General features: G+C 66.6%; 16 protein-coding genes. 10 read left to right on the top strand and 6 right to left on the bottom strand.

Translation table 11 applies throughout. The annotated features are described in order from the left end of the window. The coding region (locus RZR99_RS21820) for a paraquat-inducible protein A (protein ID WP_323121853.1) at window positions 1-440 on the bottom strand (440 nt) is incomplete at its 3' end. Between the two features lie 258 nt (window positions 441-698). On the opposite strand from RZR99_RS21820, the gene RZR99_RS21815 reads away from it, so the two are divergent. From RZR99_RS21815 to RZR99_RS21800, 4 genes are all read left to right on the top strand, one after another. Further along, on the top strand, window positions 699-1,256 hold the full coding sequence (locus RZR99_RS21815) for a cytochrome b (protein ID WP_323121852.1): 558 nt from the start codon (window positions 699-701) through the stop codon (window positions 1,254-1,256). A gap of 8 nt (window positions 1,257-1,264) precedes the next feature. Beyond that, the gene (locus RZR99_RS21810) at window positions 1,265-1,825 is read left to right on the top strand and encodes a YceI family protein (RefSeq protein ID WP_323121851.1); all 561 of its coding nucleotides are present in this window, start codon (window positions 1,265-1,267) and stop codon (window positions 1,823-1,825) included. 57 nt (window positions 1,826-1,882) lie between these two features. Beyond that, a complete protein-coding gene (locus RZR99_RS21805) occupies window positions 1,883-2,461 on the top strand; it encodes a YceI family protein (protein WP_323121850.1) in 579 nt (192 codons plus the stop codon). A 203-nt stretch (window positions 2,462-2,664) separates the two neighbouring features. Further along, window positions 2,665-3,945 carry an MFS transporter gene (locus tag RZR99_RS21800; protein ID WP_323121849.1) on the top strand — a complete coding sequence of 427 codons (1,281 nt, stop codon included), beginning with the start codon at window positions 2,665-2,667 and terminating at the stop codon, window positions 3,943-3,945. Between the two features lie 241 nt (window positions 3,946-4,186). On the opposite strand, the gene secF is transcribed toward RZR99_RS21800, so the two are convergent. The 5 genes from secF to queA all read right to left on the bottom strand — a co-directional run bounded on the left by secF (window position 4,187) and on the right by queA (window position 10,294). Then, window positions 4,187-5,137, bottom strand: coding sequence for a protein translocase subunit SecF (secF, locus tag RZR99_RS21795; RefSeq protein ID WP_323121848.1), 951 nt, complete (start codon window positions 5,135-5,137; stop codon window positions 4,187-4,189). A 15-nt stretch (window positions 5,138-5,152) separates the two neighbouring features. Then, complete coding sequence (secD, locus tag RZR99_RS21790) at window positions 5,153-7,186, bottom strand: protein translocase subunit SecD (protein WP_323121847.1); 2,034 nt, start codon at window positions 7,184-7,186, stop codon at window positions 5,153-5,155. Between the two features lie 108 nt (window positions 7,187-7,294). Next, window positions 7,295-7,621 (bottom strand): preprotein translocase subunit YajC, encoded by a 327-nt coding sequence (gene yajC / locus RZR99_RS21785; RefSeq protein WP_323121862.1) that lies wholly within the window; start codon window positions 7,619-7,621, stop codon window positions 7,295-7,297. 272 nt (window positions 7,622-7,893) lie between these two features. Further along, window positions 7,894-9,075: a tRNA guanosine(34) transglycosylase Tgt gene (gene tgt / locus RZR99_RS21780; protein WP_323121846.1), complete on the bottom strand. Its 1,182-nt coding sequence runs from the start codon at window positions 9,073-9,075 to the stop codon at window positions 7,894-7,896. Window positions 9,076-9,241: 166 nt separating this feature from the next. Continuing rightward, entirely contained in the window at window positions 9,242-10,294 is a 1,053-nt protein-coding gene (gene queA / locus RZR99_RS21775) for a tRNA preQ1(34) S-adenosylmethionine ribosyltransferase-isomerase QueA (RefSeq protein ID WP_323121845.1), read from the bottom strand. 156 nt (window positions 10,295-10,450) lie between these two features. Here queA and recG point away from each other — a divergent pair, with 156 nt between their 5' ends. The 6 genes from recG to dpsA all read left to right on the top strand — a co-directional run bounded on the left by recG (window position 10,451) and on the right by dpsA (window position 16,538). After that, a complete protein-coding gene (gene recG, locus RZR99_RS21770; protein ID WP_323121844.1) occupies window positions 10,451-12,700 on the top strand; it encodes an ATP-dependent DNA helicase RecG in 2,250 nt (749 codons plus the stop codon). Window positions 12,701-12,846: 146 nt separating this feature from the next. Beyond that, window positions 12,847-13,806, top strand: a complete 960-nt coding sequence (locus RZR99_RS21765; RefSeq protein ID WP_323121843.1) for a hydrogen peroxide-inducible genes activator — start codon at window positions 12,847-12,849, stop codon at window positions 13,804-13,806. A gap of 179 nt (window positions 13,807-13,985) precedes the next feature. Beyond that, window positions 13,986-14,123, top strand: coding sequence for a hypothetical protein (locus tag RZR99_RS21760; RefSeq protein ID WP_323121842.1), 138 nt, complete (start codon window positions 13,986-13,988; stop codon window positions 14,121-14,123). Window positions 14,124-14,191: 68 nt separating this feature from the next. Further along, window positions 14,192-15,634 carry a catalase gene (locus tag RZR99_RS21755; protein ID WP_323121841.1) on the top strand — a complete coding sequence of 481 codons (1,443 nt, stop codon included), beginning with the start codon at window positions 14,192-14,194 and terminating at the stop codon, window positions 15,632-15,634. Between the two features lie 96 nt (window positions 15,635-15,730). Next, a complete protein-coding gene (locus RZR99_RS21750; RefSeq protein ID WP_323121840.1) occupies window positions 15,731-15,886 on the top strand; it encodes a hypothetical protein in 156 nt (51 codons plus the stop codon). Between the two features lie 163 nt (window positions 15,887-16,049). After that, entirely contained in the window at window positions 16,050-16,538 is a 489-nt protein-coding gene (dpsA, locus tag RZR99_RS21745; protein ID WP_323121839.1) for a non-specific DNA-binding protein DpsA, read from the top strand. Window positions 16,539-16,613 lie beyond the last annotated feature (75 nt).

Genomic DNA, 16,613 nt, shown 5'->3' with positions numbered 1-16,613 from the left:
TCGATCATCCCCCACGGCCGTACCAGCTGGATCGCGCGCAGCACCCGGTTGAAGCCGGGCGGCACGTAGCCGGCGCGCAGCGGGAACAGCACGTAGAGCAGCGCCGCCATCTCGACGAGCGGGAACAGCAGCGTCGAGCAGAACACCATCATCGCGACGATCCGCATGTCCTGATCCCACAGCGATTGGAGCGCGCCGAGCAGGGTGGTCTGCACCCGGATGCCGTTCACGTCCATTTCGAGGATCGGGAAAGCCTGCGCGATCAGAAACGTGATCAGCGCGGCGAGCGTGAGCGCGCAGATGCGTTCGATCTGCGCCGACCCGCTCCGGTAGAGCAGCGCGTCGCAGCGCGGACAGCGCGCGGTGTCTTTGCCGCTCATGCGCGGTTTGTGCAACAGTGCGTCGCACTCGTGACAGGCAATCAGGTCGTTTCGGTCCATATCGAGAGTAGTGGCACGACGTCGTGGGCGACATGCGGACAGGGCCGGAACCCGCGCCAATCTTACCAAAAGGCGATTTTTGCGGTGTCAATCCCTGCGGGACGCTGCCGGGCCGGGCCGCCGGGCGGTATGGGCCAGATGACAGATCCGTCATTTTTCAGTGCCTGCCGGGCGCCGATTGTTGCGGTAGCATGGCGGCCTTGGTCATGCGCGTTGTCCCCACGGCGCCGGCCGGCTTTTCGCTCAACTGAGGAACCCATGGCATCGAGCTCTCCGTCCCTGCCGACATCGTACACGCGCACCGCCATCGCGCTCCATTGGCTGATCGCGCTGCTGATCGTGTGCGGTTTCGCGCTGGGCTGGGTGATGACCGACATCCCCGGCTTCACGCCGACGAAGCTGAAATACTACTCGTGGCACAAGTGGATCGGCGTGACGGTGTTCGCGCTCGCGATCCTGCGGATCCTGTGGCGCGCGACCCACGTGCCGCCGCCGCTGCCGAAGGCAGTCTCGGCGCCGCAGCGATGGGCGGCGCACGGCGTGCACATGCTGCTGTATCTGCTGATGTTCGCGATTCCGATCACCGGCTATCTGTACAGCTCGGCATCGAACATCCCGGTCGTCTATCTGGGTATCGTTCCGCTGCCGCGCCTGATCGATCCGGATCCGGCGCTGAAGGACGTGCTGAAGACGCTGCACGTGACATTCAATTACGGTTTGCTGGCGCTTGTCGTGGTGCATGCGGTGGCGGCCGTCAAGCACCAATGGCTGAACCGCGACGGCGTACTGTCGCGCATGCTTCCCTTTCTCAAATAAGGACCGTTATGAAAATCTCGTTTCACCGCTCCCTGATCGCGGCGTTCGCCGCCGCCGCGCTGACCGTGTCGGGCGCCGCGCTGGCTCAGGTCGACCTGGCGAAGAGCAAGGTCTCGGCCATTTCCAAGCAGATGAACGTGCCGACCGAAGGCGTGTTCAAGAAATTCTCCGCGCAGATCAAGTTCGATCCGGCCAAGGCGGCGCAAGGCAGCGCGCAGGTGTCGATCGACATCGCGAGCTACGATCTCGGCGACAAGATGTACAACGACCAGGTCGCGGGCAAGGAATGGTTCGACGCGAAGGGTTTTCCGCAAGCAACCTTCGTGTCGTCGGCGATCGCCCCCGCGGGCGGCAACAAATATAACGTCACCGGCAAGCTGACGATCAAGGGCCACGCCGAAACCGTCACGGTGCCCGTGACCGTCACGCAAAACGGCGCGACGCAGACTTTCGACGGCGTGCTGCCGATCAAGCGCTCGGTCTACAGCATCGGGACCGGAGAGTGGAAGGATACGTCGGTCGTTGCCGACGAAGTCCAGATCAAGTTTCACATCGTCGCCGCGAAGTAAGCGCGCGGCACTCGTTCGCGCCGCTCGAGAGTGCGGCGCTGCCATAAGGAGATTGACTTGAAGAAACATCTGATGCTTGCGGCCGGTGCGCTCGCCGCCACGCTGTCGTTCCCGGCGTTCGCCGAATCCGCCACGTACCAGTTCGATCCGAGCCATACGTATCCGAGCTTCGAAGCCGATCACTTCGGCGGCCTGTCGGTCTGGCGCGGCAAGTTCGATACGTCGAGCGGCACCGTGACGCTCGACCGCGCCGCGAAGACGGGCACCGTCGACGTGACGACCAAGATCGCGTCGATCCACACCGGCAGCGCGAAGCTCGACGAGCACCTGCAGACGGCCGATTTCTTCGACGTAGCCAAGTTCCCCGACGCGAACTACAAGGGGACGATCAAGTTCGACGGCGACAAGCCGGTCGCCGTGGTCGGCAACCTGACGCTGCACGGCGTCACGAAGCCGCTGACGCTCAAGATCGAATCGTTCAAGTGCATGCCGCATCCGATGCTGAAGAAGGAAGTGTGCGGTGTCGACGCAGAGGGCGAATTCAACCGCGACGATTTCGGTCTCGACTACGGCAAGCAATACGGCTTCAAGATGAAGACCAAGCTGCTCATCACGGCCGAAGCCGTCAAGCAGTAACGGCACCGCCGGCGCGCCCGTCGCGCCGTTCGCAGGCCAGCCGCCGCGCCCGGAAACGGTCGCGGCGGTTTGTTTTTGCGGCGGCGAATTTTGGCGAGTGGACCGGCGGCGGCGCGCGCCTATAATTTTCCGCACGCGCGACCGCGGGCGGCGCTCCGAGCGGCACCGGCCCCGACAATAAATCGAATCGTGAGGAGACATCCATGCATGCTGCGCCGGCTGCCTTACCGTCCGTCGAATCCAGCCCGCGCGTCTGGCGCGCGGTCGTGGCCGCGTCGATCGGCAACGCGCTCGAATGGTTCGACCTCGTCGTCTACGGCTTCTTCGCGGTGACGATCGCGAAACTGTTCTTCCCGGCCGGCAACGATACGGTGTCGCTGCTGCTGACGCTCGGCACCTTCGGCGTGTCCTTCTTCATGCGGCCGCTCGGCGCGGTCGTGCTCGGTGCCTACGCGGATCGTGCCGGCCGCAAGGCGGCGCTCACGCTGTCGATCCTGCTGATGATGGCGGGCACGCTGATCATCACCGTGCTGCCGACCTACGCGACGATCGGCATCGCCGCGCCGCTGATCCTGGTGTTCGCGCGGCTGCTGCAGGGTTTTTCGGCGGGCGGCGAGTTCGGCAGCGCAACCGCGTTTCTCGCCGAGCACGTACCGGGGCGGCGCGGGTTCTTTGCGAGCTGGCAAGTCGCGAGCCAGGGGCTCACCACGCTGCTCGCCGCGCTGTTCGGTACCGTGCTGAACGCGCAGCTGTCGACCGGACAGATGATGGCGTGGGGCTGGCGCGTGCCGTTCTGCTTCGGGCTGCTGCTCGGGCCGGTCGCGTATTACATCCGCAGGAAAGTTGACGAAACGCCCGAATTCCTCGCGTCGGCGGGCACCGCGAATCCGTTGCGGGACACGTTCGCGTCTCACAAGGGGCGGCTCGCGGCCGCGATCGGCGTCGTCGTGCTCAGCACGGTGGCCACCTATGTCGTGCTGTACATGCCGACCTACAGCGTGAAGGAGCTGAAGCTCGCGCCGTCGTCGGCGTTCGCGGCGATCCTGGTCGTCGGCGTGATTCAGATGCTGTTCGCACCGCTCGTCGGCCACTGGTCGGACAAGCACGGCCGCGTCGCCGTGATGGTCGCGCCGGCGCTCGCGATCCTCGTGCTGATCTATCCGGCGTTCGCCTTTCTGGTCGCGCATCCGACCTTCGGCACGCTGATCGCGGTGCAGGTGGTGTTCGCGCTCCTGCTGACCGGATACTTCGCGGCGCTGCCCGGCCTGCTGTCGGAAATCTTCCCGGTGGCGACACGCACGACCGGCATGTCGCTCGCGTACAACATCGCGGTCACGCTGTTCGGCGGCTTCGGGCCGTTCATCATCGCGTGGCTGATTCGAGCGACCGGCGCGAAGACGGCGCCCAGCTTCTACCTGATGTTCGCGGCGCTGCTGAGCCTCGCGGCGCTGGCCGTGCTGCGCCGGCGGTTCGGGTTCCGGTGAGACGAAACCGCGCCGGCGGCGGGTCGGCCGAGCGTTGCGCGGGGCGATCCGGCTGCGGGTGACGGCGGAGGGATCGTGGAGGGCGGATCCGGCTTTCGCGCGGCAGCCGTCCGCGCTGCGTGTCCGGGCGCGGCCGCCCCTGGTCGCCGGCGCATGCCGCAGCGCCTGCGCCGCGCCGGCCGCCATGAAAAAAGGCCGGTTCGTATCGAACCGGCCTTCGGCGTGCCGAGGGGCAGAGCGCTTAAACCTGCGCGCCCGCGTTCGGATCGCTCGGATCGTGCGAAGACTTCTTGTCCTTCAGCAGATCCTCGCGCTTGATGCCGAGCCACATCGCCAGCGAACCCGCGACGAACACCGACGAGTAGATGCCGAACATGATGCCGACCGTCAGCGCGAGCGCGAAGTAGTGCAGCGTCGGGCCGCCGAAGAAGAACATCGACAGCACCATCATTTCCGTCGACGTGTGCGTGATGATGGTCCGCGACATCGTGCTCGTGATCGCGTGGTTGATGACTTCCTGCACCGTCATCTTGCGTTCCCGGCGGAACGTTTCGCGGATCCGGTCGAAGATCACGACCGATTCGTTCACCGAGTAGCCGAGCACCGCGAGAATCGCCGCCAGCACCGACAGCGAGAACTCCCACTGGAAGAACGCGAAGAAGCCGAGAATGATCACCACGTCGTGCAAGTTGGCGATGATGCCGGCAACCGCGTACTTCCATTCGAACCGGAACGACAGGTAGATCACGATGCCGATCACGACGCACGCGAGCGCGAGCAGGCCGTCGGTCGCGAGTTCCTTGCCGACCTGCGGGCCGACGAACTCGACGCGCTGCAGCTGCACGTTGGCGTCCTGCGCCTTGAGGCCCGCCATCACCTGGTCGCTCTGCTGGGCCGAGGTCAGGCCCTGCTTGATCGGCAGCCGGATCAGCACGTTGCGCGAGGTGCCGAAATTCTGCACCTGCGCGTCGGGGTAGCCGAGCGAGCCGAGCGTCGCGCGCACCGGTTCGAGCTGGGCCGCCTGCTGGTACTGCACTTCGATCACCGTGCCGCCCGTGAACTCGACGGACAGATGCAGCCCGCGATGGAACAGGAAGAACACGGCGGCAAGGAACGTCACAAGCGAAACCACGTTGAAGATCAACGCGTGCCGCATGAACGGGATGTCTTTACGGATGCGGAAGAATTCCATGATCGTCTCCGGGGCTTATTGGGACGAGCCCGGGTTTTTCGGGGGCTGGCCCGGCTCCGAACGGCGCCGCACCACCGGCTTGCCGGTGCGTGCAGCGGCCTTCTTGCCCGCGGCGGCAAGCGTCGTCTTGCTGATGTCGGCGGTATCGGTGTGCGCGTCCTGGCCGAGATAGGCGCTGCCGGCGCCCGCGGCATCGGCCGGCTTCCACACCTGGCCGATCGCCAGCGACTTCAGCTTCTTGCGGCCGCCGTACCAGAGATTCACGAGGCCGCGCGAGAAGAACACCGCGGAGAACATCGACGTCAGGATGCCGATACAGTGCACGATCGCGAAACCGCGCACCGGACCCGACCCGAAGGCGAGCAGCGCGAGGCCGGCGATCAGCGTGGTGACGTTCGAATCCAGGATGGTCGCCCACGCATGCGCGTAGCCCTGCTGGATCGCGAGCTGCGGCGGCGCGCCGTTGCGCAGCTCCTCGCGCACCCGTTCGTTGATCAGCACGTTCGAGTCGATCGCCATGCCGAGCGCGAGCGCGATGGCGGCGATGCCCGGCAGCGTCAGCGTGGCCTGCATCATCGACAGCACCGCGATCAGCAGCAGCAGGTTCACCGACAGCCCGATCACCGACACGATGCCGAACAGCATGTAGTACGCGATCATGAAGATCGCGATGGCAACGAAGCCCCAGATGACCGAGTGGAAGCCCATCCGGATGTTGTCTGCGCCGAGGCTCGGGCCGATCGTGCGTTCCTCGATGATTTCCATCGGCGCCGCGAGCGAGCCGGCGCGCAGCAGCAGCGCGAGGTCGGCCGCGGCCTGCGGGGTCGGCTGGCCGGTGATCTGGAAGCGGTCGCCCAGTTCGGACTGGATGGTCGCCACCGTCAGCACTTCGCCCTTGCCCTTCTCGAACAGCACCATCGCCATCGGCTTGCCGATGTTGTCGCGCGATACCGTGCGCACCGCGCGGCCGCCGGCCGCGTCGAGGCGGATGTTGACGGACGGACGCTGGTGGTCGTCGAAGCCGGCCGACGCGTCGATGATGCGGTCGCCGGTGAAGATCACCTGCTTGCGCAGCAGCACCGGCGTCTGGTTGCCCTGCATGAACATTTCGTCACCCGGCGGCACCGGGTCGGTCACGCTCTTCGGGTAGGTGTTGAGCGGATCGGCGAGGCGCGCTTCGAGCGTTGCCGTGCGGCCGATGATGTCCTTCGCCTTGGCCGTGTCCTGCACGCCCGGCAGCTCGACCACGATCCGGTCGGAACCTTGCTGCTGGAGGATCGGCTCGGACACGCCGAGTTCGTTCACGCGGTTGTGGAGCGTCGTCAGGTTCTGCTTGAGCGCCGCGTCCTCGACGGCCTTCTGCACGGCCGGCGTGAAGGTGCCTACCACCTGGTAGCCGCCGTTGCCCTGCTGGCTGGCCCACTGCAGCTCGGACACCGACGACGACAGCAGCTTGCGGGCCTGGTCGGCCGTATCCTGGTCGGAGAAATTCGCCACCACCGACTGGTCGACCCGGTTGACCCCGCCGTCGCGCAGACCCTTGTCGCGCAGCAGCGTGCGCGCATCCGACGCGTCGGAGTCGAGCTTCTTCGTGAGCGCGCCCGTCATGTCGACCTGCAGCAGGAAGTGCACGCCGCCGCGCAAGTCGAGACCGAGGTACATCGGCAGCGCGTGCAGCGCGGTGAGCCAGCGCGGCGAAGCGCTTTGCAGGTTCAGTGCGACGATGTACTGCGGATCGGTCGGGTCGGCATTGAGCGTCTTCTGCAGCAGATCCTTCACGCGCAGCTGCGTGTCGGTGTCTTTCAGGCGCACGCGGATGTTCGCGTTGTTCGCGCCGTTGTCGAACGTGATGTCGTCCGGGGTGACCTGACTGGCCTGCAGCGCGGCTTCGACCTGGGCGAGCGTGCCGGCGTCGAGCTTGATCGTGGCCTTGCCGCTCGACACCTGTACCGCCGGCGCTTCGCCGTAGAAGTTGGGCAATGTGTACAGAAGGCCGATGGCGAGCGCCACGACCATCACGACATATTTCCAGAGTGGGTAACGATTCATGAGGGGGCCGAACGGGATAGTTGGCTTGAAAGCGTCGCGTCCGGCGCTGCCGTGCCGCGAGCCTCGTGGGCGCTGGGCGGGCAGGGGGCCGGACGCTCGGGGAAGGGCTTACAGCGACTTGATGGTGCCCTTCGGCAGAATGGTCGTGACGGCAGCCTTCTGCACGGTGATTTCGGTGCCTTCGGCGATTTCGACGCCGATGTATGCGTCGGTGACCTTCGTCACCTTGCCGACCATGCCGCCGCTCGTCACGACTTCGTCGCCCTTGGCCATCGCGGAGAGCATGTTGCGGTGCTCTTTCTGCCGCTTCATTTGCGGGCGGATCATGATGAAGTAGAGCACGGCGAACATGAGGATGAGCGGCAGGAAGCTCATCAGGCTCGATTCGGCGCCGCCTGCGGCACCTTGCGCGTAGGCGTTGGAAATGAACGACAAGGACACGTTGGTCTCTCCGTTTGGGAAGATCTGAAAAATAAGCCGGTTATTCTACCACCGGCCCAAACCGCGACGACGCGGCAAATGCGCTTTCGGATCAAGCCGTTAAACCCGATCGACAGCCGTAACCGCTCGTGCAGAAAGGAAATTGTAATGCTTGGCCGGCACGGACAGATGCGCTGCCCGATTAAAAACAGGACTTGTACTATAAAAATAGGGGTGGAATTAAGTCATGTTGCGCGGCCGGCCGCCGCGCCCGCCCCGGACGCCGCCTAGTCGACGCCGCGTGCCCGCTGCTCCGCGAAGCGCTGCTGGAACGCGCTGAAAGTATGGGTCTCGATCGCCTGCCGGATCTCGCTCATCAGTTCGAGGTAGTAGTGCAGGTTGTGGATCGTGTTCAGTTGCGCGCCGAGAATCTCGCCGACCCGGTGCAGATGGTGCAGGTAGCCGCGCGAGAAGTTGCGGCACGTGTAGCAGCCGCAAGTCTCGTCGAGCGGCTTGAGCGAATTCTTGTGGGTCGCGTTGCGGATCTTCACGTCGCCGAAGCGGGTGAACAGCCAGCCGTTGCGCGCGTTGCGGGTCGGCATCACGCAGTCGAACATGTCGACGCCGGCCGCGACGCCCGCCACGAGGTCCTCCGGCGTGCCGACGCCCATCAGGTAGTGCGGCTTGTCGGCGGGCAGCTTCGGCGCGATGTGCTGCAGCACGCGCATCATGTCTTCCTTCGGCTCGCCGACCGACAGCCCGCCGATCGCGAGGCCGTGGAAGCCGAGTTCGGCGAGCCCCGCGAGCGATTCGTCGCGCAGATCCTCGAACATCCCGCCCTGCACGATCCCGAACAGCGCGTTGGGGTTGCCGAGCCGGTCGAACTCGTCGAGCGAGCGCCTGGCCCAGCGCAGCGACATCCGCATCGAATCGGCCGCTTCCCGGTGCGTGGTCGGCACGCCGTCGGTTGCGTACGGCGTGCATTCGTCGAACTGCATCACGACGTCCGAATTCAGCACCTTCTGGATCTGCATCGACACTTCCGGCGACAGGAACAGCTTGTCGCCGTTGATCGGCGACGCGAACGTCACGCCGTCCTCGGTGATCTTGCGCAGGTCGCCGAGCGAGAACACCTGGAAGCCGCCCGAATCGGTGAGGATCGGCTTGTTCCAGCCCATGAAGCGATGCAGGCCGCCGTGCTGCTCGATGGTTTCGAGGCCGGGGCGCAGCCACAGGTGGAACGTGTTGCCGAGGATGATCTGCGCGTGCATCTCGTCGAGCTCGCGCGGCTGGACCGCCTTCACCGTGCCGTAGGTGCCGACCGGCATGAAGATCGGCGTTTCGACGACGCCGTGGTTGAGCGTCACGCGGCCGCGCCGCGCATGGCCGTCCGTCGTCAGCAGCTCGAACTTGAGGCCGTTGTGCGGGCGGATGCCCGCAGCCGTATCGTGGGATGAACCTTCGGTCATCGCTGGAACTCCTTGCCACCGGGTGCTTTGCATGGAACCGGAGTATGCGCCGCAGCGCCCACTCCGGATCGATGCGTCCGGCGCATGTTGAAAACGCCGCCGAAGGATCGGCGGCGGGGAAATCAAGCGGGGCGGGCGTCGTTCGCTCCGCCCGGCGGGCCTGGGGCTACGCGTTGTCGCGACGCGTCAGCAGCATCGCGTCGCCGTAGCTGAAGAAGCGGTAGCGCTGGTCGATCGCGTGCCGGTACGCGGCGCGGATCGTGTCGACGCCCGCGAATGCGGACACCAGCATCAGCAGCGTCGATTTCGGCAGGTGGAAATTGGTCACCAGCCGGTCGACGACCCGGAAACGATAGCCCGGCGTGATGAAGATGTCGGTTTCGGCGCGGGTGGCGGCGAGCGGCCGGCCGGCCGCGTCCGCGTCGCGCGCGGCGGCTTCCAGCGCGCGCATCGACGTCGTGCCGACCGCGATCACCTTGCCGCCGCGCGCGCGCGTCGCGGCGATACGGTCGACCAGCGCCTGGGTCAGCTCGTACGACTCCCGGTGCATCTTGTGTTCGGCGATGTTGTCGACCCGCACCGGCTGGAACGTGCCCGCGCCGACGTGCAGCGTGAGCGTCGCCCGTTCCATGCCGCGCGCGTCGAGCTGCGCGAGCAGCGCGGCGTCGAAGTGCAGCCCCGCGGTGGGCGCGGCGACCGCGCCGGGGTTGCTCGCGAACACCGTCTGGTAGCGCGTTTCGTCGGTCGAATCGGGATCGTGCTCGATATACGGGGGCAGCGGCAGGCGCCCGTGGCGGTCGATCAGCGTCAGGCAATCGTCCGGGAAGTGCAGCGTGAAGAACGGCTCGACCCGCTCGCCGACCGTCACGTCGAACGCGTCGGCGAGTCGCAGCGTGGTGCCCGGCGCGGGGCTCTTGCTCGCGCGGATCTGCGCGAGCGCGGTGCGTTCGCCCGTCAGCCGCTCGACCAGCACCTCGATCCTGCCGCCGCTCGCCTTCTGGCCGAAGAAGCGCGCCTTCAGCACCTTGGTGTCGTTGAACACGAGCAGGTCGCCTGGCGCGATGCACGCGGGCAGCTCGGTGAAGCGGCGGTCGACGAGGCGCGCCGGCGCGCTCGCGGCGTCGACCTCGAGCAGGCGGCTGGCGCTGCGTTCGGGCAGCGCGGTTTGCGCGATCAGCTCGGGCGGCAGATCGAAATCGAAATCGGAAAGCGTGAACATGCGGACTGGTTCGAGGCGGCCGGCGACGCCGCGTATCGGGCGGATCAGCGTGCGCGGCACGCGCGAGCCGCTATGATGGCGGGGTTGCGCGGCTTGCCGGCGTCGCTCGTTCGGGCGACGTGAAAGCCGCTATTGTACTTGCAAGACCTCTACCCGATGCCTGTATCCGCCCGCCGTCCCGCTGCCGCTGTCGATGCCGACACCGCCGATCTCGCCGAAACCGGCGAGGCGGGCGCCGCCGCGCCGTCCCGGCCGAAGTCCGCGAAGCGGCGCCGCGCCGACGGTCGCGTCGAGCCGGCCGCCCCGGGCGCGGCCGACAAGGGCGCGAAGCCCGCCGCGAAACTCGCCAAGACCGCCGACAAGCTCGCGAAGCTCGGGCTTGCACGCGACATCGATCTGGTGCTGCATCTGCCGATGCGCTACGAGGACGAAACGACGCTCACGCCGATCGGCGAGTTGCTGCCGGGAGAGATCGCGCAGGCGGAAGGCGTCGTGTTCGACAACGAGATCGCCTACCGGCCGCGCCGCCAGCTGCTGGTCAAGCTGCACGACGACGCGGGCGCCGAGCTGGTGCTGCGTTTCCTGAATTTCTACGGCTCGCAGGTCAAGCAGATGGCCATCGGCCAGCGGCTGCGCGTGCGCGGCGACGTGCGCGGCGGGTTCTTCGGGCTGGAGATGGTCCATCCGGCCGTGCGGGTGGTCGACGAGGACGCGCCGCTGCCGCAGGCGCTCACGCCGGTGTATCCGAGCACGGCGGGCGTGTCGCAGGCGTATCTGCGCAAGGCGATCGACAACGCGCTCGCCCGCACGCCGCTGCCCGAGCTGCTGCCGCCCGAGGTCGCCGACGCCTGCCTGAAGCCGCTCGGCGTGCCGGCGCTCGCGGACGCGGTGCGGATGCTGCATCACCCCGGCGTCGACGCGGACGAAACCGCGCTGATCGACGGCACGCACCCCGCCTGGCTGAGGATCAAGTTCGACGAACTGCTCGCGCAGCAGCTGTCGCTCAAGCGCGCGCACGAAGAGCGCCGCACCCGCGCCGCGCCGGCCATGCCGCGCCGGGCGCGCGACGAGGCGGCCTCGCTGTCCGCGCGCCTGTACGCGGCGCTGCCGTTCGCGCTGACGGGCGCGCAGGAGCGCGTCGTCGCCGAGATCGCGCGGGACCTCACGCAGCCGCACCCGATGCAGCGCCTGCTGCAGGGCGATGTGGGCAGCGGCAAGACGGTGGTGGCGGCGCTGGCCGCCGCGCAGGCGATCGACGCCGGCTACCAGGCCGCGCTGATGGCGCCGACCGAGATTCTCGCGGAGCAGCACGCGCGCAAGCTGCGCGCGTGGCTCGAACCGCTCGGCGTATCGGTGGCCTGGCTCGCGGGCAGCCTCAAGGCGAAGGACAAGCGCGCGGCGATCGAGGCGGCGGCGCTCGGCACCGCGCAGCTCGTGATCGGCACGCACGCGATCATCCAGGACAGCGTCGAGTTCGCGCGCCTCGGCCTCGTGATCGTCGACGAGCAGCATCGCTTCGGCGTCGAGCAGCGTCTCGCGCTGCGCGCGAAGGCGGCCAATGCGGCCGACGGCGCGCTTGGCTTCCAGCCGCACCAGCTGATGATGTCGGCGACGCCGATCCCGCGCACGCTTGCCATGACCTACTACGCCGATCTCGACGTGTCGACGATCGACGAGCTGCCGCCGGGCCGCACGCCGGTGCTGACCCGGCTGATCGGCGACGCGCGCCGCGAAGAGGTGATCGGCCGGGTGCGCGAGGCCGCGCTGACGGGTCGCCAGGTGTACTGGGTGTGCCCGCTGATCGAGGAAAGCGAGACCTTGCAGTTGCAGACCGCGGTCGAGACCTACGAAACGCTGATCGCCGCGCTGCCGGAATTGCAGGTCGGCCTCGTGCACGGCCGCCTGCCGCCCGCCGAGAAGGCGGCGGTGATGGACGCGTTCTCGCGCAACGACGTGCAACTGCTGGTCGCGACGACGGTGATCGAGGTGGGCGTCGACGTGCCGAACGCATCGCTGATGGTGATCGAGCATGCGGAGCGCTTCGGCCTCGCGCAGCTGCACCAGCTGCGCGGCCGGGTCGGTCGCGGCACGGCCGCGTCGGTGTGCGTGCTGATGTACAGCGGTCCGCTGTCGATCACCGGCCGCGCGCGGCTCAAGACGATGCGCGAGACCACCGACGGTTTCGAGATCGCGCGCCGCGACCTGGAAATCCGCGGGCCGGGCGAATTCCTCGGCGCACGCCAGTCGGGCGCGGCGATGCTGCGCTTCGCCGATCTCGAACAGGACGGCTGGCTGATCGAGCCGGCGCGGGAGGCGGCGGCACGCCTGATCGCCGCGCACCCGCAGGTCGTCACCCAGCATCTCGCGCGCTGGCTCGGCGCGCGCGAGCAGTATCTGAAGGCCTGAGCGGCCCGCGAGGCGCCCCTGCGCGGCGGCTCGCCGCCACCCGGATGCCGCGCCGCAACAGTGCTTTTCGCGCGAGAAGGTTGGCGAATCAGCCTAACCGGTGTATAAATTAAATCTATCGTCTGCAACTTATTGATTGACCCACAATGACGCTTACTGAACTGAAATACATCGTCGCGGTTGCGCGCGAGCGGCATTTCGGCCGCGCGGCCGAAGCCTGCTTTGTCAGCCAGCCGACGCTGTCGGTGGCGATCAAGAAGCTCGAAGACGAACTGAACGTGCAGATTTTCGAGCGGGGCGCGAGCGAGGTGAGCGTGACGCCGATCGGCGATCAGATCGTCACGCAGGCGCAGCGCGTGCTGGAGCAGACCTTCGCGATCAAGGAGATCGCGAAGCAGGGCAAGGACCCGTTGATCGGGCCGTTCCGGCTCGGCGTGATCTACACGATCGGGCCGTATCTGCTGCCGACCCTGGTCAAGCAGATGATCCGCCGGGTTCCGCAGATGCCGCTGATGCTGCAGGAGAATTACACGCTGAAGCTGCTCGAACTGCTGAAGCAGGGTGAAATCGACGCCGCGATCATGGCGTTGCCGTTTCCCGAAACCGGCCTGATGGTGCGGCCGCTGTACGACGAGCCGTTCGTCGTTGCGCTGCCGTCCGGGCATCCGTGGGAAAAACGCCGCCGGATCGACGCCGCCGACCTGAAACAGGAAACCATGCTGCTGCTCGGCAGCGGGCATTGCTTCCGCGATCACGTGCTGGGCGTGTGCCCCGAGCTGATGCGCTTCTCGCAGACGGCCGACGGCATCCAGAAGACCTTCGAGGGTTCGTCGCTGGAAACGATCCGCCACATGGTCGCGAGCGGCGTGGGGATCACGGTGCTGCCGCGGATGTCGGTCACCGAAGTGCGGCCCCATGCGAACGGGCCGGACGCCGATATGCTGTCGTATGTGCCGTTCGAGGATCCGGCGCCGGACCGGCGCGTCGTGCTGGTCTGGCGCAAGAGCTTCACGCGGATGCCGGCGATCGATGCGATCAGCGATGCGATCGCCGCATGCGGCCTGCCGGGTGTCTTGAAGCTCGACATGCCCGCGACGCTCAACTGATCCGACCTTCCCGACCGGGGCACCGCCCCGGTTTTATTTTGCCTATCGCATAGATAATATTAATCAAATTATATTTATTGATAGTTTTTTGTAGAATTCATCGCATGGATCGGGCCAAAGCGCCGGTTCCGTCGGCCGCCGGATGAGGCGGCTCAATACGATATCCGAGGAGGGGCGTCATGATGAAAACAGTATCCCGAACCGCGCCGCGCAACGTCGCGCGGCGTTCGACTGTCGCGAGCCGGGTCCGGGCCGCGATCCGGAGCCTGCGTCCGACGGCCTTTGCGTTCCTCGCGGATCGCGCGCTGGCCGGCTGAGCCGCCGAGCCTCGCTTCCTCTCGCTTTCCCTTGACGTTTCGCCACCCAGCCTTATCAGGAGCACAGGATGACTGACAACAAGAAACTCTCCAGCGCCGCGGGCGCGCCCGTTGCCGACAATCAGAATTCGCTGACGGCCGGCCCGCGCGGACCGGTGGCGCTGCAGGACGTGTGGCTGCTCGAAAAGCTCGCGCATTTCGACCGCGAAGTGATTCCCGAGCGGCGGGTGCATGCGAAGGGCTCCGGCGCATTCGGCACGCTCAAGGTCGAGCACGACATCTCGACGTACACGAAGGCGACGCTGTTCGCGGAGGTCGGCAAGGAAACGCCGCTGTTCATGCGCTTCTCGACGGTGGCGGGCGAGCGCGGCGCGGCCGACGCCGAGCGGGACGTGCGCGGCTTCTCCATCAAGTTCTACACGGAAGAAGGCAACTGGGACGTGGTCGGCAACAACACGCCGGTGTTCTTCATCCGCGATCCGCTCAAGTTTCCGGATTTCATCCATACGCAAAAGCGCGACCCGTACACGAACCTGCGCAACAACGTCGCCGCCTGGGATTTCTGGACGCGTCATCCGGAATCGCTGCACCAGGTCACGATTCTGATGAGCGATCGCGGCATTCCGAAGAACTACCGGCAGATGCACGGCTTCGGTTCGCACACGTTCTCGTTCTACAACGCGGACAACGAGCGCTTCTGGGTGAAGTTCCACTTCAAGTCGCTGAACGGCATCGAGAACTACACCGACGGTGAAGCGGCGCAAGTCGTGGCGGGCGACCGGGAAAGCGCGCAGCGCGACCTGATCGCGCATATCGACCAGGGCCGGTTCCCGAAGTGGGCGTTCCGGATTCAGGTGATGCCGGAGGCGGATGCGGCGAAGGTGCCGTACAACCCGTTCGACATCACCAAGGTGTGGCCGCACAACGACTATCCGTTGATCGACGTCGGCACGATCGAGTTGAACCGCAACGCGCAGAACTATTTCGCGGACGTCGAGCAGGCGGCGTTCACGCCGGCCAACGTCGTGCCCGGCATCGGCTTCTCGCCGGATCGTCTGCTGCAGGGCCGGCTGTTTTCGTATGGCGACACCCAGCGCTACCGGCTCGGCGTCAACCATCACCAGATTCCGGTGAATGCGCCGCGCTGCCCGGTTCATTCGTTTCACCGCGACGGCGCGATGCGCACGGACGGCAACCTGGGCGGCGCGGTGAACTACGAACCGAACCGTTTCGGCGCTTTCGCGCAGGATCGCAATGCGCTCGAGCCGGTGCTGGCGGCGGGGGCGGTCGATCACTACGACCACCGTGAAGACGGCGATTACTACAGCCAGCCGGGCGCGTTGTTCCGCCTGTTCGACGCGGCGCAGCGCGAGCGTCTGTTCGCGAACATCGCGCGCCACATCGACGGCGTGCCGCAGGACATCGTGGAGCGTGCGCTCGAGCACTTCGCGAAGGCCGATCCGGCTTACGCGGCGGGCGTGCAGGCGGCGATCCGGGCGCTCGCGAAGTAAGCGCGGCGGCTCGGAACGAACCGGCGCGGCCTCCGGGCCGCGCTACCCGGCAGCGGGGCGCGGCGCGCGTCCCGCGCATTTGAAGGAGTGACGATCATGACTCAACGAGTACTCGAGATGCAGGCGCTTGCCGCCCACGCACTGCCGGCCGCGGCGTTGCGCCGCGCGCTGGGGTTTGCCGTGGCCGGCAGCGGCGCGGCCGTGATCGTCGCGCAACTGGTGCAGCATCTGGCGAAGATGCAGGGCGTCTGAGCGCCGCGCGGTGCGGTTTTTCGTCGCGCGACCTCGTTGCGAGAAAGAGCGCGGGCCGCGTCTACGCTACACTTCGCAGGCTCGAGCGTCCCCGCCGGTCGGGACGGTAGCCGTGAGTTCGACGCATTTTCGCCGGTTCAACTTATCTCAAGGAGTCCGCAAGATGGCCAAGAAGGGCAACGCAACGCAGATCAACATCGGCATCAGCGACAAGGATCGCAAGAAGATCGCGGACGGTCTCTCGCACCTGCTGGCCGATACGTACACGCTGTATCTGAAGACGCACAATTTTCACTGGAACGTGACGGGACCGATGTTCAACACGCTGCACCTGATGTTCGAGGAGCAGTACAACGAACTCTGGCTGGCGGTCGACCAGGTGGCCGAGCGGATCCGGACGCTGGGCGTCGTCGCGCCGGGCACCTATCGCGAATTCGCGAAGCTGTCGTCGATCCCCGAAGCGGACGGCGTGCCGGCCGCGGAAGACATGATCCGCCAGCTGGTCGAAGGCCATGAGGCCGTCGTGCGCACCGCGCGCGCGATTTTCCCGGCCGCGGATGCCGCGAGCGACGAGCCGACCGCCGATCTGCTGACGCAGCGCCTTCAGACGCACGAAAAGACGGCGTGGATGCTGCGTTCGCTGCTCGCGTAAGCGCGCGGTCGCTGCCGGCGGCGTTGTGCCGCTTGGGCCGGCGCGCCGCCCGCGATCCTCGCCACGAGCCGTCCG

This window comes from Burkholderia alba (genome assembly GCF_034721475.1).
Classification (GTDB): Bacteria; Pseudomonadota; Gammaproteobacteria; order Burkholderiales; family Burkholderiaceae; genus Burkholderia; species Burkholderia alba.
Note: the sequence above shows the minus strand (reverse complement) of the source record. Positions and strands in the feature narration are given on the sequence as shown.